This window comes from Pasteurella bettyae CCUG 2042, assembly GCF_000262245.1.
Taxonomy (GTDB): Bacteria; Pseudomonadota; Gammaproteobacteria; order Enterobacterales; family Pasteurellaceae; genus Basfia; species Basfia bettyae.
The window spans coordinates 19,218-39,843 of the sequence record NZ_AJSX01000008.1 but is presented as its reverse complement, the minus strand read 5'-3'; the positions used below and the strand labels follow the sequence as shown (position 1 = coordinate 39,843).

Below are 20,626 nucleotides of genomic sequence, written 5' to 3'. Positions count from 1 at the left end.
AACCAGTTACGCTGTGTAACGGGTGCCTATGATACGGATTTTAATTCAATAATCAACTACTTTTTTCATTATTTTAATCATTTGCCTAAATAGACAGCAAAATTTATAAGAATCAATCAATTCTTAGTTCATTACAATGGATTTAGTATCTTTTTAAATTAAAAATAAAACAGGGATCACTAACGTAATCCCTGCTTTTAACTAATACAAATAAGTTAACTTATTTCTAGAAATTAGTATGCTAACACTGCACGACGGTTTTTAGAATATGCAGCTTCGTCATGACCTAACACAGCTGGTTTTTCTTCACCGTAAGAAACTGTTGATAATTGACCAGCTTGAACACCTTTAGCAGATAAGAAGTTTTTAACTGCATCTGCACGACGTTGACCTAATGCGATGTTGTATTCTGGTGTACCACGTTCATCAGCATTACCTTCAACTAATACTTTAGCTGATGGAGTTGCTGTTAAATATGATGCATGAGCATCTAATAATTGTTGATATTCACCTTCTACTGCATAGCTATCAAAACCAAAGTATACAGTGTTATAACGAGTTGTTAAATCTTGCACTGACATACCGCCGAATTGAGCGTTTGTACCTTCTTTACCGCTTGCATCGTTGTTTGATGAACTACATGCAGCTAATGCTAATACTGGTGCAACTAACAATAATTTTGCTAATTTCATTGATTTTCTCCTTAGTTTTTATTTAGATACGGTGACCAGGCTGGGAATTTAACTTGCCCATCTGTGCCTGGTAACCTTGCTTTAAAGCGTCCGTCTGCGGACACTAATTGTAGCACCTTTCCTAACCCTTGGGTAGAGCTATAAATGATCATTATACCATTTGGAGAAATACTTGGACTTTCTCCAAGGAAAGATGTGCTCAATACTTCACTCGCGCCAGTTGTGAGGTCTTGTTTAACCACATTGTTATTACCATTTATCATAACTAATGTTTTACCATCACTACTAATTTGTGCGCTACCACGACCACCCACTGGTGATGCTGCTCCACCTGAAGCGCTCATACGATACACTTGAGGTGAACCACTTCTGTCAGAAGTGAATAAAATTGAACTGCCATCTGGTGACCAACTTGGTTCAGTATTATTACCTGCACCACTAGTCAATTGAGTTGGATTACCCCCATTTGAGCCCATTACATAAATATTTAATTGTCCATCTTTGTTTGAAGCAAATGCTAAACGTGAACCATCTGGTGAAAATGCAGGCGCACCATTATGTCCTGGGAATGATGCTACAACTTTACGAGCACCAGAACCCAAATCTTGAACCACTAATTGTGATTTTTTATTTTCAAATGAAACATAGGCTAAACGTTGACCATTTGGAGACCACGCAGGTGACATAATAGGTTGAGAACTACGATTCACAACAAATTGGTTAAATCCATCATAATCAGCCACACGAACTTCATAAGGTTGTGAACCACCATTACGTTGTACAACATACGCAATGCGAGTTCTGAATGCTCCTTTGATTGCCGTCAATTTTTCGAAAACTTCATCACTTACAGTGTGAGCTCCATAACGAATCCACTTATCGTTTACCGTAATGGAATTTTGAGCAAGAACGGCACCTGCACCACCTGATGCACCTACAGTATCAACTAATTGGTATGCGATATTATAGCCACCACCAGTTGCTGTCACTTGACCAACAACAATTGCATCAACGCCTAAAGAAGACCAAGCTTCTGGAGTAACTTCAGACGCAGAACCTGGCTGTTGTGGCATTTGACTTACAGGAATAGGATTAAATTTACCACTATTACGTAAATCAGCAGTCACGATCTCGGCAATATCAGCGGGAACAGAACCATTTGTTTTAAATGGAACAACTGCGATAGGACGAGCACCATCGACACCTTCATCGATAACGATACGCACTTCATCAGCCGCTTGAGCAGTATTAATTGCAAAAAATAATACTGCGAATGCACTCAGCATGCGAGTTAAAAATTTCATTATTTCACCTATTGGTTAATGTTACTTTCCAAAATCAATTATTTAAGATCAAAATCAATAATTGGATTTTTATATTTGTTATACACATCATCAGATGGTGGAGCAGGAACTTTTTTGGTTCTTGCTACCGCACTTAATGCTGCGGTACAAATATCGTCTGGCCCAGAAACACGTTCATAACCAGTAATTGTCCCGTCACGGGCTAATTGAATTCTTACACTACAAATTTTACCAGCAAAACTTGGATCTTTTAAGAAGCGGCGCTTAATTTCGCGCTTAATAACTGCTCCGTATTGATCACCAACTTTGCCACCATCGCCTGCACCTAGGCTAGCGCCACTTCCTTGGCTACCTGCTTTATTGGCATTTCCACCTGAAGATGCACTTCCACCGCCAACATCGCCTCCATTTAAGAAATCATCCAATGCAGACTGTTTTGCTTTTGCATCAGCTTTTGCCTTGGCATCGGCTTTCGCTTTGGCTTCTGCTTTAGCTTTAGCCTCTGCATCAGCTTTCGCTTTAGCATCTGCCTTAGCCTTAGCTTCTGCCTCTGCTTTAGCTTTTGCCTCTGCTTCAGATTTTGCTTTTGCTTCTTTGGCTTTAGCATCTGCCTTAGCCTTAGCTTCTGCCTCTGCTTTAGCTTTTGCTTCTTCTTCAGCTTGTTTTGCCGCCGCAGCTAAACGTTTTGCTTCAGCATCAGCTTTTAATTTGGCTGCTTCAGCTGCTTTTTTAGCTTTAGCTTCTGCTTCGGCTTGAGCTTTTTCAGCAGCTTCTTGACGAGCTTGTTGCTCTTTTTGCTTTTGCTGTTCTAACTGTTTTTGCTTTTCAATTTCTTGCTGTTTTTGTACATCAACTTGTTCTTCTACTTGTTTTGGCTCTGGCGTATGTTGCACGTCCTCAACAGGCTCAGGAGTTTTCTTTTGTTTTTGTTTATCTGTTTCACCCTTCTTCTGCTGTTTAATACGTCCCCATTCTGCGGCAGCGGCTCCAGTATCGACCATTACGGCACCCATAACGTCACCGTCACCTTCTCCGCCTCCCATAACCTCAGTAGTATGGTATAAAGAACTCAGTATCAACAAACCGAACAAAAATATATGCAATATAACAGAAGTTATAAATGCACTTCTTTCTTTGTTTTGTCGATTATTTCTCACAACGTTTCCTACTTTTGATTAAATTGGGTCAGTCATTAAACCAACAGACTTGATACCTGCAAGGTGAAGTAAATTTAAAGCTTTAATTACTTCCTCATAAGGAACATCCCGTGCGCCACCAATCAAAAACATTGTATTGGGATCTTTTTCAAACTCTGTTTTTGTTTGTGCAGTAACCATTTCTTCGGTTAAATTTTCTGAACGTTTTCCTGCAATAGAAATAGCGTATTGACCTATGCCAGCTACCTCAATAATTACAGGTACTTTATCTTCTGTGGAAACATTTTGGCTTTCAACAGCATCAGGTAAATCCACTTCTACACTTTGCGTAATAATCGGAGCAGTAGCCATGAAGATAAGTACTAATACTAACAATACGTCCAAGAATGGGACGATGTTAATTTCTGATTTTATATGTCTCTCTTTACTACGGCGATAAGCCATACTAACCTCGTAAAATTCTTCAATTTATGACCGCACTTTTAATGAAATAAGGAAGCGGTCAACATGCTAATTATTGGATTTTGCTACCAAATACTTGGCGGTGTAAAATTGTGGTAAATTCATCAATGAAATTACCATAATTTTGTTCTAATTTACTTAAACGTAAACTTAAGCGGTTATATGCCATTACCGCAGGAATTGCAGCAAATAAACCAATTGCAGTTGCAATTAAAGCTTCTGCAATACCTGGAGCTACCATTTGTAATGTGGCTTGCTTCGCACCTGATAATCCCATGAAAGCATGCATAATTCCCCATACTGTACCAAATAAACCAATATATGGGCTAATGGAAGCTACTGTTGCTAAAAATGGAATACGTCCTTCTAAATCTTCAAGTTCACGATTCATAGCTAAATTCATTGCTCGAGTACTACCTTGAATAATAGATTCTGGCATATCTGGATTTGCTTGTTTTAAACGAGAAAACTCTTTAAAACCAACAAAAAAGATTTGTTCACTTCCAGTCAAACCATCACGACGATTTGATAACCCTTCATATAGTTTAGTTAAATCTTCACCTGACCAAAAACGATCTTCAAATACTGAAGATTCTTTTAAAGCCGAGGTTAATACACGGCTACGTTGAATAATAATCGTCCAGGAAATAATGGAAAATGCGATTAAAATTAAAATAACAATTTGAACGACAATACTTGCCTTAAGAAATAACTCAAGAAAATTCAAATCACCAGACATTACATAACTCCGAAAAAATATCTATTTAGATAACGCTGCTTTCACTTCTGGTGGAAGTGCAACAGGTTTCATTTTGCCAAGATCAACACAGGCTACCTTTACAGTAGCCTTACTTAAAACTAATTCATCTCTTTGTAATACTTGAGAGAATAGGATTGATGCCCCTTTAATTTCTATCACTTTGCTTTCAACCATTAACAGATCATCTAATCGTGCAGGAAAGCGATAATCAATATTCATAGATTTGACAACAAACCCTATGCGATAAACTTCTAGTAAAGATTGTTGAGAAAAACCTAAGGCTCGCAAAAATTCTGTTCTTGCTCGCTCAAAAAAATGTAAATAGCGTGCATGGTAAACCACACCACCCGCATCCGTATCTTCATAATAAACACGAACAGGAAATTGAAAGACATTTATATCCATTACAATCCTTAGCAAAAGTGATTCGATTTACAAACTAACTATAAACTTATGAGTTTTATTTATCAGACTAAAAAGGTCAATAAAACTGGCGTATTTTAGAGCGACTAAAAACGATAAGCAAGTATTTAAATGACTAAAATATAAAAAAATTCGAGTTTAAATACAATTTGTTATAAATGGTAAATATTACATTAAATTAAAAAATTATTGAATAATGCTATAGCACTTACTATATATCCAACTATTGGGAAAAAAATAATTTTCCAAATTAGAGATTTAATCTCAAATCCCATACCATGAATCCATAATATCACTGTTGACCAAATAATAAGCAAAACCCAAATTGGATTTGCTGTTCTTAGATTAGTAGCAAACTGATGTATATTAAAAAAGAAACAAAGGGTTAATAAAATAGCCAAAATGAAAGAAAGGGCTCTCCAAGAGCCCTTATTTACTATTTGATAAACTAAATGAATCATATTATTCGTCAAATTTACCAGAATCTTCGATACGTGTTGTAATTTTCACGCTAACCCAAACTGCTAACAAAACACCCACTACCCAAGCTACATAAAACATATATATTCTCCTTTAGTATAATGAGTTTTTGTTTTCTTCAATAAAACTATTATCAAGACGACCAAACATTTTGTAGTAAGACCAAATTGTATAAGCCAATGAAATAGTTACAAATACAAGTGCTAGGAAGAACATTAATTTTAATGTTAACTCACTTGATGTTGAATCCCACATTAATAAACTCATATCAGGATGAGTAATTGAAGGCATTACGAATGGGAACATTGCAATACCACATGTGAAGATCACACCGAACATTGTAATTGATGAGAAGAAAAATGCAAAACCTGAACGATTAGCTTTAGATGCAACAATATTTAATAGTGCGCCCACAACAGCTAATAGTGGGAAAATCCATAATACAGGCATCTCATTATAATTTTTAAACCAGGCTCCAGCTTCTAGTGAAACTTGTTTACCTAATGGTGAAGACGGTGCAAAGTGGTCCACTGTACTATTAACAATAAAACCATCTTTATACAATAACCATATACCAGCAAGTACAAAGGTAATTAATGTAGCAAATGCACCAACTTGAGTGATTGTACGTGAACGATCACGTAAATCTGCTGTTGTTTTCATTTGTAACCAAGCCGCACCATGTGTAATTAACATTGATAAACTGATTAAACCACAAAGAATAGCAAATGGGTTAAGTAGTTCGAAGAATGTACCTGTATATTTAACTTGCATTAAATCATCAAATTCAAATGGAACACCTTGTAATAAATTACCAAATGCAACACCAAATACTAATGAAGGCACAAATCCACCAAGAAACAATCCCCAATCCCACGCTGTACGCCAAGCTGGATTATCAATTTTAGCTCGATATTCAAAGCCCACTGGGCGGAAGAATAATGCAGCTAAAACTAAAATCATTGCGATATATAAACCAGAAAATGATGTTGCATAAACAATTGGCCATGCAGCAAACATTGCACCACCAGCAGTTAATAACCAAACTTGGTTACCATCCCAGTGAGGTGCAACTGAGTTAATCATAATGCGCTTTTCAACTTCTTTTTTACCAGCAAAAGGTAATAGTGTAAGAACACCCATGTCAAAGCCGTCTGTTACTACAAAACCGAGTAACAACACGCCAATTAGGATCCACCAAATAAAACGTAAACTTTCGTAGTCAAGCATAATTAGGCTCCTGCTTTAGATGATTGTTCAAAATAGTAACGACCTGTTTTTAATGAACTTGGACCTAAACGACCAAATTTAAACATTAAATACATCTCTACTACGATAAACAATGTGTAAAGACCACAAAGTAGACCAATAGAGAACCAAAGATCACCCGTTCCTAATGATGAGTTAGCTACGCCAACAGGTAATACTTCATAAATAGCCCATGGTTGACGACCATACTCAGCAAGGAACCAACCACATTCGATTGAAATCCAAGGCAATGGTAAACACCATAATAATGCATGAAGTAATAAAGGAACTTTAGTTACTGACTTACGAATATTTAGCAGGAATGCTCCCATTAATAAGAAAAGTACCGCACCTGCTGCTGCAGCCATCGCACGGAAAGACCAGAACACAGGCGCAATATTAGGAATGGTATCTAATGTTGCTTGTTTAATTTGTTCTTCTGTGGCATTGACAACTTTATCAGTATAACGTTTTAGAAGTAAACCATAGCCTAAATCTTTACGGACTTCTAAGAATTGTGCTTTAGTGGCATCATTAACTGTACCAGCTTTTTTCTGTGCACGTAATTCTTCTAATAGACCATAAGCGACCATACCATTACGAACACGTCCTTCGTTTTCCGCTAATAGATCATGAATACCTGGATAAGTTTGATCTAATGAACGAGTAGCCATCAAACCACCTAAATATGGAATTTGAAACTCGAAGTCATTTTTTTGTTCAGCTTGGTTAGGGATTGCAATTGCATTCCAAGCAGCTGGTGCTTGTTGTGTATGCCATTCACTTTCCATTGTTGCTAATTTAGTTTTTTGTACACCACCAATTTCATAAGCAGATTGGTCACCCATTGCAATAGACGCAATTATAGAAATAAAACCAAATACTGAGGCAACAGAAAATGAACGTTTAGCAAAGCCAACATCACGACGTTTTAATAAGTAATAAGAACTAATTGCTAATACAAACATCGCAGCTGATACATAGCCACCTGTTAGAGTATGAACTAATTTACTTTGTGCAATTGGATTTAACCATAGATCTAAGAAACTCGTCATTTCCATTCGCATGGTTTCAAAGTTAAATTCTGATGCAACAGGGCTTTGCATCCAACCATTTGCAACTAAAATCCACATTGCAGATAAGTTCGAACCAAATGCAACACAGTAGGTCGCTAATAAGTGTTTACCTTTTGTGAGACGATCCCAGCCAAAGAAGAATAAACCTACAAATGTTGATTCTAAAAAGAATGCAAGTAAAGCTTCAATTGCAAGAGGTGCACCAAAGATATCACCTACATAATGTGAATAATATGACCAGTTAGTACCAAACTGGAATTCCATAGTAATACCAGTTGTCACACCTAGAGCAAAGTTAATACCAAATAACTTACCCCAGAATTTAGTCATATCTTTATAAACTTGTTTATTTGTAACCACATACAAGGTTTCCATTATGACAAGAATAAATGTTAAACCTAATGTTAATGGCACAAACAAAAAGTGATACAGCGCAGTTAATGCAAACTGCAAGCGAGAGAGTTCAACAATGTCTAACATCTCAACTCCTTGTAAATGCTACAAGATATTTTAACTATTGATTACACCGCATTATTAGCATTTTGAATATGAACGATTAAGACATATACAAAATTCTAATCTCACTTTAATAACCACCCATAAGATTAAGACCCCAAGATCCTAAAATTTATTTTGGAACTATGCTTATTTCTATCTAACTACAGATAAATTTAAGACATAACCCAAGATTGGTATAATTCTACTACGATTTATATGGATAAAAAATAGTAAAAAAGATACCTAGATCACATTTTTTGATTTTACATCAAATTAATGGAAGTATAAGCTCACCACTAAATATTGATATATCGCAAATTATAGGTTTTATTAACTTATTTGCAACTTTTATATGCTTTTTTGATAAAATTTATCATTAATTACACAAGAAGCTAGACAAGGAGAAAATGATCTGTTATTTTCGGCAAAGATTTTATCAATTTGACTAATAGATAATTATTTAGATTCTATTTCTAGATAAGGATTATTGAATGACAAAAACAATTAAAACTATTTTTATGATACTTTTTGGTGGATTATTTTTCACTAGTGTTAATCTTCAAGCTGCAGAAGCGACAGCAGTCCCTCAACAATGTCAGAAATTATTTAAAGCAACAGATCAACTTGTTGCAGAAGCTGAAAGACAACCAGGTACACACACACAAGTGAGTAAAATAAAAAACAAATTAAACCAAAGTAAAAAACAAATTCTAGAAATGGAATTAGCAACACAAATTAAAAGTTGCGACCAAGGTTTAGTAAAATTAAATAATTTAAAACAGCAAGAGCAAGAAACTAACTAATTCAATTAAAAAGGCTTATCAACTGATAAGCCTTTTTCACATCTATTTCAAAATTATTCTGTCAATTTTTCTAAACCAAAATGTCTATATGTGCGAGAAGTCGCAATACGTCCTCGAGGTGTGCGCTGTAAGAAACCTTGTTGAATTAAATAAGGTTCAAGTACATCTTCGATAGTATCTCGTTCTTCCCCAATAGCAGCTGCTAAATTATCCAATCCTACTGGTCCACCGTCAAAACGTTCAATTACTGCATTCAATAATTTTCTATCTAAATAATCAAAACCGGCTTGATCAATATCTAACATCGTTAAAGCTGCTTTGGCAATTTCTTCAGAAATAATCCCTGAATTTTTCACATCAGCAAAGTCCCTAACACGACGTAATAATCGGTTAGCAATACGAGGCGTACCACGAGAACGTCTTGCTATTTCATGAGAAGCAGTCTCAGAAATATCTAAATTTAAACAACTCGCACTACGAGAAACAATAGAAGTTAAGTCTTCTACAGAATAAAACTCTAAGCGTTGCACAATGCCAAAACGGTCACGTAGAGGCGAAGTTAATGAGCCTGCTCTTGTTGTTGCTCCGATTAAGGTGAAAGGAGGAAGATCTAATTTAATGGAACGAGCCGCTGGTCCTTCACCAATCATAATATCTAATTGATAATCTTCCATGGCTGGATATAAAACTTCTTCAATTGCAGGAGATAAGCGATGAATCTCATCAATAAATAACACATCATGAGGCTCAAGATTAGTCAACATCGCTGCGAGATCTCCTGCCTTTTCTAAGACTGGACCCGAAGTAGTTCGAATATTCACACCCATTTCATTAGCAACAATATTTGCTAATGTGGTTTTGCCTAATCCTGGAGGTCCAAAAATCAATAAATGATCTAGTGCATCTTGACGTAATTTAGCCGCTTTAATAAAAATTTCCATTTGATCACAGACTTGTGGCTGACCAACATAATCTGTCAATAATTTAGGTCGAATAGCGCGGTCAATATATTCTTCATCCAATTGAACACTGCTACTTATAAGGCGATCTGCTTCAATCATATTTTATCTCTATAATGATGCTTTTAATGCTTCACGAATTAATTGTTCACTGGTTAAACCTGGTTTGGCAACTTTTTTAACCATTTTTTCTGAATCAGTCGCTTTATAACCCAATGCCATCAATGCAGCGATAGCTTCTTCTATAGGTGCATCAACAGAACTAGGCGTTGCATTTGATGTAGCAATATGGGTACTTTCTACAAAGAAGTCTGGTTGTTGCAAACCTTTAAATTTACCTTTTAATTCAACCAATAAACGCTCTGCCGTTTTCTTACCTACCCCAGGAATTTTGATTAATTTAGATAATTCTTCACGCTCAATCGCATAAGCAAATTCATTTACAGACATCGCAGATAAAATTGCTAAAGCAAGCTTAGGGCCGACTCCATTGGTTTTAATTAACTCTCGGAATAAAGTGCGGTCTTGTTTATGAGAAAATCCGAAAAGAAGGTGGGCATCTTCACGCACTACAAGATGGGTAAATAGGGTTGTTTCTTGACCAACTTCAGGTAAATTATAAAAACTTGTCATAGGCAATAATAATTCATAGCCAACACCATGTACATCTAATAAGATCTCAGGTGGTTGCTTTTCAATTAAAATACCCTGTAAACGCCCTATCATAAATACCCCATATCAATAGTTAAAATCGGGTATAAGTATAAAATAAAACTGGATAGATAACCAGTTAAATTTTTAAACGAAAACGACCTCGACTATATCTTGTTTTCAAAAGTGCGGTCATTTTTTCATGAATTTCAGTAGTTTTTATAGTAGTTGCGACTTGCAAAGAATGTTGCATCGTATGGGCATGTGTAATCGCTATTGCTAAAGCATCCGCAGCATCAGCTTGAGGTTTATCTGATAATTTAAGAATTCGAGTCACCATATCTTGCACTTGAATTTTATCAGCAGATCCAATGCCTGTTACCGTTTGTTTAACTAAACGCGCAGCATACTCAAAAACTGGCAAATCTTGATTCACCGCAGCGACAATCGCAGTACCACGAGCCTGCCCTAATTTAAGTGCAGAATTTGGATTTTTCGCTAAGAAAACTTCTTCAATAGCAAACATATCTGGCTGGAATTGGGTAATAATTTCCGTGACACCAGCATAAATACGCTTTAAACGTGTAGGTAAGTCCTCAACTTGTGTACGAATTGCGCCACTTCCCAAATAATCTAGTTGCTTACCTGTTTGACGAATTACTCCATAACCTGTAACTCTTGATCCAGGGTCGATCCCTAAAATAATTGCCATAATACTATTCTATGCATAAAAAATAAGCAGATGATATTTCACCTGCTTATTATATTTGTTTATCATTAATTAACGATTAAGTGCTTTTGTTGCTGTTTTATTAACAGAACATAATTTTGAAATGATGCGATCAACATCTTTACCTTTTTGAGTTAGCATACCGCCACTCATTGTTGTTACGTTTTTAGCAGTTAAACCACTATCAACATTCCAAACATATTTATCAGATTTAAATGAGGTAAAATCTGCATTCGCTTTATCATATTTCAAATTAATAACTTGTTTCTTTTTACCAACAGATAAATTCACTGCTTCTGGCTCACCAGTTGTTGCATTAAATGCATAGGTAGCGGAGAGATTCTCACCACGACATGTATAAGCTATTGCTTTTGCATGAGTATCAACAGGTTGCACACTTACAGCTGCTTTACCATCAATTTTTTGAGCAATATTAGTTGCTTGCTGTTGTGCATTCTCCATGATTTGTGCTTTTTGAGCTTGTTTAGCGGCTTCCATTTGTTGAGCTGTTTCATCAGCTGAATTTGAACAAGCGGCTAAAACGAATGTCGAAACTACTAGAGTTGGAACTACTTTGATTAATTTCATATAGATACTCCTAAGTTAGCTACTATGATTATCTGATTTGCTTACGCAGATACTTAAAAAAGTAAGAGAAATCTAAGCAAAATACAAAAAATAAGAAAGATATTGTTTATTAATTTCTTATTTGTTTTCTATCTTAACAGAAATTACAGTAATTCGGCAACTTCGTCGCTAATTTCACCATTATGATATACATTTTGTACATCATCACAATCTTCTAGCATATCGATTAAACGCAATAACTTCGGTGCAGTTTCAGCATCAAGATCGACAGTAGTTGTAGGAATCATACTCACTTCAGCTTCTGCAATTTTAAAACCTGCGGCTTCTAAACCATCACGAACAGAACCTAAATCTTCCCATGCGGTATAAATTTCAAATGAACCATCATCTTGAGCTTGAATATCATCTGCACCAGCTTCAATTGCAGCTTCTGTCAAGGCATCCTCATCTGCACCTGCATCAATTAGAATTAAACCTTTTTTATTAAATAAATAACCAACAGAACCTTCTGTACCTAAGTTACCCCCGCATTTAGTGAAGCTTGGACGGACTTGTGAAATAGTACGGTTTGCATTATCACTTAAACATTCTACCATGACGGCGGTACCACCAGGACCATAACCTTCATAGATTTTAGTTTCCATATTAGTGTCATCACCACCACCAACACCACGTTCGATAGCACGGTTGATAGTATCACGAGTCATATTACTTGCTAATGCTTTATCTACTGCAGTACGTAAACGTGGGTTTGTACCAACATCACCACCACCAATTTTAGCTGCTGTTACTAATTCACGAATTAATTTAGTAAAGATTTTACCGCGTTGTGCATCTTGTGCTGCTTTACGGTGTTTAATGTTAGCCCACTTACTATGACCTGCCATGTTATTTTCCTTTTATTTTTCAATAAGATTAAGTTAGAATACTCATTGGGAACAATAAAATGTTCCGATAAATGTTGATTCAAACTGCGGTGAAAATTTTCAAAATTTATACCGCACTTTTATGAATAAGATATTGTTTAATCGCTTCACTATTATTAGGCGATTTTGTTAATTCAGCCGCTTGTTCTGGATCAAGCCACTGATAAGCTAAATGCTCTGCCAATGTAGGAATTCGTTCCTCTGGTAATGCTAATAAGAACCAATGTTCCCGACAATGCGTAACGCTAGGTGCGTATTTATACCGAAAATGAGGAAAAATTTCAAATTCTATCTGCTTTTTACAATCAAATAGGCATAAATGCTCTGCTTTAATTTGAAATCCTGTTTCCTCTGTCACTTCACGAATTGCTGCTTTATAAGGTTTTTCATTAGGCTCTAAAGAGCCTGAAACCGATTGCCAAAAGTCTGGATCGTCTTTGCGTTGAAGCATTAAGACTCTGTTGGTGTTTTTAGCATAAATAACAATAAGAACGGTATTAGGATTTTTAAACGCCATAATTAATGAAAATAAACAAACTGCGGTTTAATTTTTTAAAATTAAACCGCAGTTTTCTTGTTATTATTCGTCTTTTGCAACAACAGAAATCGAAAGCTCAGCTAACGCTTGTGGATTAGCAAGGCTTGGAGCTTCTGTCATCAAACAGGCAGCAGCGGTGGTTTTAGGGAATGCGATAACATCACGGATGTTGTCGGTGCCTGTCAACAACATGGTTAAACGGTCTAAACCAAATGCAAGGCCTGCATGTGGCGGTGTACCAAATTTTAATGCATCTAATAAAAAGCCAAATTTTTCACGTTGTTGAGCTTCATCAATACCTAAGATACGGAATACAGTTTGTTGCATATTTGGATCAAAGATACGTACTGAGCCACCACCCACTTCATAACCATTGATAACCATATCATAAGCATTAGCAAATGCTTTAATTGGATTAGCTTCAAGTTCAGCAGGGGTAAAATCTTTTGGCGATGTGAATGGGTGATGCATTGCACTTAAGTTACCCTCATCATCTAATTCAAACATTGGGAAATCTACAACCCACAATGGTTGCCATTCATTTAGACGAGTTAATTCTAAATCGCGACCTAATTTCAAACGTAATGCGCCCATTGCGTCGGTGGTGGTTTGCCATTTATCTGCACCAAAGAATAAGATATCACCAGTTTGTACACCAACACGCTCAAATAGGGATTTTAATACCTCTTCGTTTAAGAATTTAGCAATCGGGCTTTGAACCCCTTCAAGACCAGCATTGACATCATTTACTTTTAACCAAGCTAAGCCTTTTGCACCATAAATGCCGACAAATTGAGTATATTCATCAATTTGTTTACGTGTAACGGCAACACCATTTGGCACACGAATTACTGCAACACGACCATTTTCATCATTCGCTGGGCCACTAAACACTTTAAAATCCACATTTTTAAGGATATCTGCGACATCCACCATTTCTAATGGATTACGTAAATCGGGTTTATCTGAACCGAAACGGGTCATTGCTTCAGTCCAGGTCATGACTGGGAATTTACCTAAATCTACACCGAGAGTATTTAACCATAAGCCATGGATCATTTCTTCCATTAGCGCACGAACTTCATCTGCGGTTAAAAAAGAAGTTTCTACATCAATTTGAGTAAATTCTGGTTGACGATCTGCACGTAAATCTTCATCACGGAAACATTTTACAATTTGATAATAACGATCAAAACCAGACATCATTAACAGCTGTTTAAATAACTGTGGTGATTGTGGTAAAGCGTAAAATTTACCTTTATGCACACGGCTTGGAACTAAATAGTCACGAGCACCTTCTGGAGTAGCTTTGGTTAGCATTGGAGTTTCAATATCTAAGAAACCATGCTCATCCATAAAACGACGGACAAAACTTGTGATTTTTGCACGGGTTTTTAAACGTTCCGCCATTTCAGGGCGACGTAAATCTAAATAACGATATTTTAAACGTTGTTCTTCAGTATTATTTTGGTTGAAGTCTAATGGTAAAACATCAGATACGTTATACACAGATAATTCTTTAGCAACTACTTCTACTTCACCCGTCGCCATATTTTTATTGACTTGATTATCTGGGCGAGCAATGACCTCACCTTTAATTTGAATACAGAACTCATTACGTAAACTTGCCGCTTTGGTTAATGCATCTTGATATTTAGGATCAAAACACACTTGAACAATGCCTTCACGGTCACGCATATCAATAAAAATTAAGCCACCTAAATCACGACGGCGATGTACCCAACCACTTAAAGTCACTTCTTGTCCAACCAAGCTGCGGTTTAATAAACCACAATAATGAGAACGCATCATCTTATATTCCTTAATTAAAAAACTGAATAGATATATATAATGTTTAAAATTATAACGGAAATTTGATAGTGTTAAAACATTATTGTTAAAGAGATAAGCAACAATTTATATACTCAGCGGCCTAGGAAAAATGCCTTGAATTTACATTTCAAAGTGAAATTGTTAGGATAAGCTCCTTTTTATCCGTCCTGGATGGACATTTATTATACAAGGAGGTCAATGATGTTTTTAATTAATATTCTTTTTATCACCGCACTTTGTGTGCGTTTCTATAGTTTGTCTATTTCCATTAGAAATGAAAAAGCCTTAATTCAACAAGGTGCAATTCAATATGGAAAATACACATCAATCCTGCTCTCTTTTGCGCATATTGTGTTTTATTTATCGGCTATTATTGAAGCCAATACACAAAATGTAACTATTGATACCCTTTCAGTTATCGGTTTAATTATTTTAGGTTTTTCATTAATCATGCTATTTTATGTCATCCATTTATTGAAAGGCATTTGGACTGTAAAACTTTATATTCTACCTAAACATCCGATAGTTCATTCTTGGTTGTTTAAATATTTTCGCCATCCCAATTATTTCCTCAATATTATCCCTGAATTAATTGGCTTAAGCCTATTTTGTCATGCTAAAAATACCGCACATTATGGCTTACCTATTTATTTATGCCTATTATTGATTAGAATTATACAAGAAGAAAAAGCGATGACTCATTTACGATAAATTTATTCAAGCCCTCTGTAATAGAGGGCTTTTAAATATTTAATTGAGAGTTACGCCATCTTCCCTTAAAATAAAGGCCAATTTAGATAAAATTAATAAATTTTTAAGAAAATGAATAAAGATACTATTTTCTCTGCACCGATTGAAAAATTAGGTGACTTTACTTTTGATGAAAACGTAGCTGAAGTCTTTCCTGACATGATCCAACGTTCAGTGCCTGGCTATTCAAATATTATTACTGCTATCGGCATGTTAGCTGAACGTTTTGTCACTGCAAATAGCAATGTATATGATCTCGGCTGTTCTCGTGGCGCTGCAACACTTTCTGCTCGTCGTCATATTAATCAACCTAATGTAAAAATTATTGGCGTTGATAACTCTCAACCGATGGTTGAACGTTGTCGTCAACATATTGCCGCTTATCATAGCCAAGTGCCAGTTGAAATTCTCTGTGATGATATTCGTGAAGTTGAAATTGAAAATGCATCCATGGTGATTTTAAATTTCACATTACAGTTTCTCCCACCAGAAGATCGAAAAAGTTTATTAGAAAAAATCTATGCAGGATTAACCCCTGGCGGATTACTAGTACTTTCAGAAAAATTCCGCTTTGCTGATGAAACTAACAATAAATTACTCATAGACTTACACCACACATTTAAGCGTGCAAATGGATATAGTGAATTAGAAATTAGTCAAAAACGCACCGCACTTGAGAATGTTATGCGTACCGACAGCATTGAAATTCATAAAGAAAGATTGCAAGCAATTGGTTTCTCTCATATTGAATTATGGTTCCAATGCTTTAACTTTGGTTCAATGATAGCGATCAAATAATATGAAATATTTATTATTAGGTTTAGCAACCATTCATCTCTCTGGTTGTATCATTTATTCATCTCATTCTGACCAACCTAAATCAATTTGCAATTTTTCAGCTATAGAGCAAGGAACGCTTGATACCACAGAAGAAATCAACGAAACCCGTAATTTAATTATTTTTTATGATCCAGCAATTGCTCCAGTAGAAAGCTTGATCCAACAAGCCAATAAATTAAATTGTAAAGTAGTTTATAAATATCAAAACTTTGCCGCTATCACTATTTACGTACCTGAAAATGCAAATATTCAAATCATTAAAAAACATTTTGAAAATCTAGAACAAGTTTTACAAGTTAATGAAGATCAATTAAACCAATTCAATAACGCTCAATAATCAAAGTGCGGTCTGAAATTAAAAAATTTTAATATTCAACCGCACTTTTTTACAAAACCACTTGAATAATTATGCATAAAAATATAATATTAATTCACTTTTCACATTAAGGAAAAAACTATGAAAAAATTATTACTTGCTACCATCCTATTAGGAACGGCTTTTGTCGCACAAGCCAAAGATATCACTTTTGCAATGGAACCCACTTATCCACCATTTGAATTTACCAATGAAAAAGGTGAAATTATTGGTTTTGATGTGGATATTGCCAATGCACTTTGTAAAGAAATACAAGCCAATTGTAGTTTTAAAAGCCAAGCTTTTGATGCCTTAATTCAAGGCGTAAAACAAAAACGTTTTGATGCTTCTATTTCAGGTATCGGTATTACAGAAGCTCGTCAAAAACAAGTACTGTTCTCTGAGCCTTATTTTGAAAGTTCAGCGGCATTTATTGCTAAAAAAGGAAGTGATTTTTCTAAAGCGAAAACCATTGGTGTACAAAATGGAACCACTTATCAAAATTATTTATTAAAAGAAAAAACTAATTTTGAAGTAAAAGCTTATGCTTCATTTCAAGATGCACTTCTAGATATTCAAAACGGTCGTATTGATGCCATCTTTGGTGATATTCCTGTTTTAGTTGATATGATCAATAAAACTCCAGGATTAGATTTTATAGGTGAGAAAATTGATAATAAAGCCTATTTTGGTAATGGTTTAGGTATTGCTACCAATAAATCAAATCAAGCCTTGGTAGATGAATTCAATAAAGCTTTAGCTACAATTAAAGCGAATGGTGAATATCAAAAAATCTATGATAAATGGATGACCGCTAAGTAAATTTAGCAAAAATTAACCGCACTTTGATCTGCCCCCATAAATTTAAACCGCTTATAAATTTATGAGGGCAAATCGTCTTTAATCGCCAAATTTTGTAAAAAAATTCACAAATCAGATAAAAAGTAAATATAAAGCCTATGATTTGTTTATTTTTAAACTATTTCATTACAAAAATTTGAAGATGATCACAAATCTACAACAATTTTGTTACATTAATCCAATTTAAAGGTAGAATCCATACTCCTCTGACCAGAAAGGTCTTTTCTTTAACCAAAATGAGGTGTGATATGGCTCTATTTCTGAGTATTTGCCCGATCGTTTTACTAATTTATTTAATGGTAAAACGTAATGCGTTGCCGTCTTATGTGGCATTACCCCTAACAGCCGCTCTTATTTTTATTCTACAATTAACCTATTTCGGTAGTGATTTTACCTTAGTGGCAGCGAATATGATCGCAGGCTTAGGTGATGTTTTAACACCGATTACCGTTATCTTCGGAGCAATTTTATTTAACCGCTTCTCAGAAGTGTCAGGTGTAACCGATACTATGCGAAAATGGTTAGGAAACATTAACCCAAACTCTGTCGCACAGTTGATGATTATCGGCTGGGCTTTTGCCTTCATGATTGAAGGTGCATCAGGATTTGGTACACCAGCAGCAATTGCAGCACCTATTTTGGTAGGCTTAGGTTTCAACCCATTAAAAGTGGCATTATTAGCACTTGTGATGAACTCTGTGCCAGTATCATTTGGTGCTGTAGGTACACCAACCTGGTTTGGTATGGGACCTCTTTTAAAAGACGGTTTGATTAACGATGAGCAAGTGTTACAAATTGGTCAAATTAGTGCATTTATTCACTCTGTTGTAGCATTCATTATACCAGTAATAGCGTTACGCTTAGTGGTAACTTGGAAAGAAATCCGTGCAAACCTTATCTTTATCTATATCAGCATATTTGCTTGCGTAATTCCTTACTTCATCATTGCGCAATTTAACTATGAGTTTCCAGCATTAGTGGCAGGGGCAATTGGTTTGTTGGTGTCTGTTTGGGTAGCAAACAAAGGCATTGGTTTAGCAAAAACAGAAAACACTCTTGGTCACAATAAAGTAACATTCGGAGAAGTCGCAAAGGCCTTATTACCAACAGGTTTATTAATTGTTCTTTTAATCCTTACTCGTATTCAACAGTTGCCATTTAAAGCATTAATGAATGATACAACTACTTGGATTGCAAGCTCTCTTGGATTTGCGAACTTTGAAATCAGCCAAGGTTTAATTTTTGCCTTGAAAAACATTTTAGGCACAAACGTAGCAACTAGCTATAAATTACTTTATGTACCTGCATTAATTCCTTTTGTAGTGAGCGTATTAATTTGTTTACCTATTTTTGCAGTATCAAGCAGAAATAGCGCAGAGATCTTCTCTACCAGCTTATCACAAGTGAAAAAACCATTCTTAGCCCTATTAGGTGCATTAATTATGGTAAAATTAATGTTGATTGGCGGTAAAGAATCAATGGTGCAAATCATCGGTCAAAGCTTTGCAGAATACACTGGTCAATACTGGACGTTATTTGCTTCTTACTTAGGTGCAATTGGTGCTTTCTTCTCAGGTTCAAATACCGTATCTAATTTAACTTTCGGTACAGTTCAATATGCAACAGCAAGCCAAGTGGGATTATCAGTAACCTTAATTCTTGCCTTACAATCCGTCGGTGGCGCAATGGGTAATATGGTGTGTATCAATAACATCGTTGCAGTATGTTCTGTATTGGGTATTGATAAACAAGAAGGTAATATTATTAAGAAAACTGTTGTTCCAATGTTTGTTTACGGTGTAATTTCGGCAGCAGCAGCCATCTTTATTGTGCCATTAGTTTATAATCTCTAATTTTTTTAAATTAGTCTTTAAGAAAGGAAGTAAAATTTTACTTCCTTTCGCCGTTTTAGGACGGGATTTTTGAGTTTGATTCTTATTTTTATTTGTGGGAGTTCATTATGAACGTCAATTTTTATGTCACCTGTATTGCTGATGTGATGAAAGCCGGTGTTGCCAAAAACACTGTACTTTTACTTGAAAAGCTCGGCTGTCAAATCACTTTTCTTGAAAAACAAGGTTGCTGTGGGCAACCTGCTATCAATAGTGGCTATACTAAACAAGCTATCGCAGGAATGAAAAACTTAGTGGAAACTTTTGAAGTAAATGATTACCCAATCGTTGCTCCTGCTGGTTCTTGTGTGTATGCGATTAAAAATTATCCAGAATATTTTGAGCGTTCTGGTGAAATCGAATGGGTAGAACGAGCAAGAAAAGTAGCAAACCGTTTTTATGATTTAACCGATTTCATTGTGAATCAATTAGGTGTTACCAATGTTGGGGCATATCTCCCAGGAAAAGCCGTGTATCACCCTTCTTGCAGTTTATTTCGTAAATTAGGCATTAAAGATGAGCCAATCGCCTTATTACAAAATGTGAAGGGCTTAGAATTACTTCCTATTAAAAACCAAGAAACTTGCTGCGGTTTTGGTGGCACATTCTCAGTAAAAATGGCAGAAATTTCTGGTGAAATGGTAAAAGAAAAAGTGGAACATATTAATGTTGAACAACCAGATTACTTAATTGGCGCTGATGTAAGTTGTTTAATGAATATTAGCGGTCGTTTAAGCCGTGAAGGTAAGCCAATCAAAGTTATGCACATTGCTGAAGTGTTAATGCAGGGAGAAAAATAA

Annotated in this window: 24 protein-coding genes; 7 read left to right on the top strand and 17 right to left on the bottom strand. The window is 35.6% G+C overall.

The features are described from left to right. Positions 1–233: 233 nt before the first annotated feature. From pal to HMPREF1052_RS02685, 10 genes are all read right to left on the bottom strand, one after another. Complete coding sequence (pal, locus tag HMPREF1052_RS02725) at positions 234–692, bottom strand: peptidoglycan-associated lipoprotein Pal (RefSeq protein WP_005759301.1); 459 nt, start codon at positions 690–692, stop codon at positions 234–236. An 11-nt stretch (positions 693–703) separates the two neighbouring features. Further along, positions 704–1,996 (bottom strand): Tol-Pal system beta propeller repeat protein TolB, encoded by a 1,293-nt coding sequence (tolB, locus tag HMPREF1052_RS02720; protein WP_005759334.1) that lies wholly within the window; start codon positions 1,994–1,996, stop codon positions 704–706. A gap of 38 nt (positions 1,997–2,034) precedes the next feature. After that, entirely contained in the window at positions 2,035–3,153 is a 1,119-nt protein-coding gene (gene tolA / locus HMPREF1052_RS02715) for a cell envelope integrity protein TolA (protein ID WP_040596206.1), read from the bottom strand. A gap of 18 nt (positions 3,154–3,171) precedes the next feature. Then, on the bottom strand, positions 3,172–3,597 hold the full coding sequence (gene tolR, locus HMPREF1052_RS02710) for a colicin uptake protein TolR (RefSeq protein WP_005759343.1): 426 nt from the start codon (positions 3,595–3,597) through the stop codon (positions 3,172–3,174). Between the two features lie 70 nt (positions 3,598–3,667). Next, the gene (gene tolQ, locus HMPREF1052_RS02705; RefSeq protein WP_005759337.1) at positions 3,668–4,354 is read right to left on the bottom strand and encodes a protein TolQ; all 687 of its coding nucleotides are present in this window, start codon (positions 4,352–4,354) and stop codon (positions 3,668–3,670) included. Between the two features lie 21 nt (positions 4,355–4,375). Further along, positions 4,376–4,780: a tol-pal system-associated acyl-CoA thioesterase gene (gene ybgC, locus HMPREF1052_RS02700; protein ID WP_005759309.1), complete on the bottom strand. Its 405-nt coding sequence runs from the start codon at positions 4,778–4,780 to the stop codon at positions 4,376–4,378. 191 nt (positions 4,781–4,971) lie between these two features. After that, entirely contained in the window at positions 4,972–5,259 is a 288-nt protein-coding gene (gene ybgE, locus HMPREF1052_RS02695; RefSeq protein WP_040596205.1) for a cyd operon protein YbgE, read from the bottom strand. Position 5,260: 1 nt separating this feature from the next. Continuing rightward, complete coding sequence (locus tag HMPREF1052_RS11025; protein WP_077064990.1) at positions 5,261–5,359, bottom strand: cytochrome bd oxidase small subunit, CydX/CbdX family; 99 nt, start codon at positions 5,357–5,359, stop codon at positions 5,261–5,263. 12 nt (positions 5,360–5,371) lie between these two features. Further along, positions 5,372–6,508, bottom strand: a complete 1,137-nt coding sequence (gene cydB, locus HMPREF1052_RS02690) for a cytochrome d ubiquinol oxidase subunit II (RefSeq protein WP_005759331.1) — start codon at positions 6,506–6,508, stop codon at positions 5,372–5,374. Between the two features lie 2 nt (positions 6,509–6,510). Further along, on the bottom strand, positions 6,511–8,082 hold the full coding sequence (locus tag HMPREF1052_RS02685) for a cytochrome ubiquinol oxidase subunit I (RefSeq protein WP_005759349.1): 1,572 nt from the start codon (positions 8,080–8,082) through the stop codon (positions 6,511–6,513). A gap of 536 nt (positions 8,083–8,618) precedes the next feature. Here HMPREF1052_RS02685 and HMPREF1052_RS02680 point away from each other — a divergent pair. Then, complete coding sequence (locus HMPREF1052_RS02680) at positions 8,619–8,903, top strand: DUF5339 domain-containing protein (RefSeq protein WP_040596209.1); 285 nt, start codon at positions 8,619–8,621, stop codon at positions 8,901–8,903. Positions 8,904–8,956: 53 nt separating this feature from the next. Here the strand turns inward: HMPREF1052_RS02680 and ruvB are convergent, their stop codons facing one another. The 7 genes from ruvB to aspS all read right to left on the bottom strand — a co-directional run bounded on the left by ruvB (position 8,957) and on the right by aspS (position 15,107). Continuing rightward, positions 8,957–9,964 carry a Holliday junction branch migration DNA helicase RuvB gene (gene ruvB, locus HMPREF1052_RS02675; protein ID WP_005759314.1) on the bottom strand — a complete coding sequence of 336 codons (1,008 nt, stop codon included), beginning with the start codon at positions 9,962–9,964 and terminating at the stop codon, positions 8,957–8,959. 9 nt (positions 9,965–9,973) lie between these two features. Further along, positions 9,974–10,588: a Holliday junction branch migration protein RuvA gene (ruvA, locus tag HMPREF1052_RS02670; protein ID WP_005759308.1), complete on the bottom strand. Its 615-nt coding sequence runs from the start codon at positions 10,586–10,588 to the stop codon at positions 9,974–9,976. Between the two features lie 64 nt (positions 10,589–10,652). Continuing rightward, a complete protein-coding gene (gene ruvC / locus HMPREF1052_RS02665; protein ID WP_005759335.1) occupies positions 10,653–11,225 on the bottom strand; it encodes a crossover junction endodeoxyribonuclease RuvC in 573 nt (190 codons plus the stop codon). A gap of 69 nt (positions 11,226–11,294) precedes the next feature. After that, positions 11,295–11,831 (bottom strand): hypothetical protein, encoded by a 537-nt coding sequence (locus tag HMPREF1052_RS02660; RefSeq protein ID WP_005759318.1) that lies wholly within the window; start codon positions 11,829–11,831, stop codon positions 11,295–11,297. 143 nt (positions 11,832–11,974) lie between these two features. Then, positions 11,975–12,718, bottom strand: coding sequence for a YebC/PmpR family DNA-binding transcriptional regulator (locus HMPREF1052_RS02655; protein WP_005759292.1), 744 nt, complete (start codon positions 12,716–12,718; stop codon positions 11,975–11,977). A gap of 106 nt (positions 12,719–12,824) precedes the next feature. After that, complete coding sequence (nudB, locus tag HMPREF1052_RS02650; RefSeq protein ID WP_005759346.1) at positions 12,825–13,274, bottom strand: dihydroneopterin triphosphate diphosphatase; 450 nt, start codon at positions 13,272–13,274, stop codon at positions 12,825–12,827. A gap of 63 nt (positions 13,275–13,337) precedes the next feature. Then, the gene (gene aspS, locus HMPREF1052_RS02645) at positions 13,338–15,107 is read right to left on the bottom strand and encodes an aspartate--tRNA ligase (RefSeq protein ID WP_005759295.1); all 1,770 of its coding nucleotides are present in this window, start codon (positions 15,105–15,107) and stop codon (positions 13,338–13,340) included. 222 nt (positions 15,108–15,329) lie between these two features. Here aspS and HMPREF1052_RS02640 point away from each other — a divergent pair, with 222 nt between their 5' ends. From HMPREF1052_RS02640 to HMPREF1052_RS02615, 6 genes are all read left to right on the top strand, one after another. Continuing rightward, entirely contained in the window at positions 15,330–15,839 is a 510-nt protein-coding gene (locus HMPREF1052_RS02640; protein WP_005759328.1) for an isoprenylcysteine carboxyl methyltransferase family protein, read from the top strand. A 111-nt stretch (positions 15,840–15,950) separates the two neighbouring features. Beyond that, complete coding sequence (gene cmoA / locus HMPREF1052_RS02635; protein ID WP_005759341.1) at positions 15,951–16,676, top strand: carboxy-S-adenosyl-L-methionine synthase CmoA; 726 nt, start codon at positions 15,951–15,953, stop codon at positions 16,674–16,676. 1 nt (position 16,677) lies between these two features. Further along, complete coding sequence (locus HMPREF1052_RS02630) at positions 16,678–17,055, top strand: hypothetical protein (RefSeq protein WP_040596203.1); 378 nt, start codon at positions 16,678–16,680, stop codon at positions 17,053–17,055. Between the two features lie 120 nt (positions 17,056–17,175). Next, positions 17,176–17,895: an arginine ABC transporter substrate-binding protein gene (locus HMPREF1052_RS02625; protein ID WP_005759344.1), complete on the top strand. Its 720-nt coding sequence runs from the start codon at positions 17,176–17,178 to the stop codon at positions 17,893–17,895. 287 nt (positions 17,896–18,182) lie between these two features. After that, the gene (locus HMPREF1052_RS02620; RefSeq protein ID WP_005759339.1) at positions 18,183–19,787 is read left to right on the top strand and encodes an L-lactate permease; all 1,605 of its coding nucleotides are present in this window, start codon (positions 18,183–18,185) and stop codon (positions 19,785–19,787) included. A gap of 107 nt (positions 19,788–19,894) precedes the next feature. Next, on the top strand, positions 19,895–20,626 hold the full coding sequence (locus HMPREF1052_RS02615) for a (Fe-S)-binding protein (protein WP_005759324.1): 732 nt from the start codon (positions 19,895–19,897) through the stop codon (positions 20,624–20,626).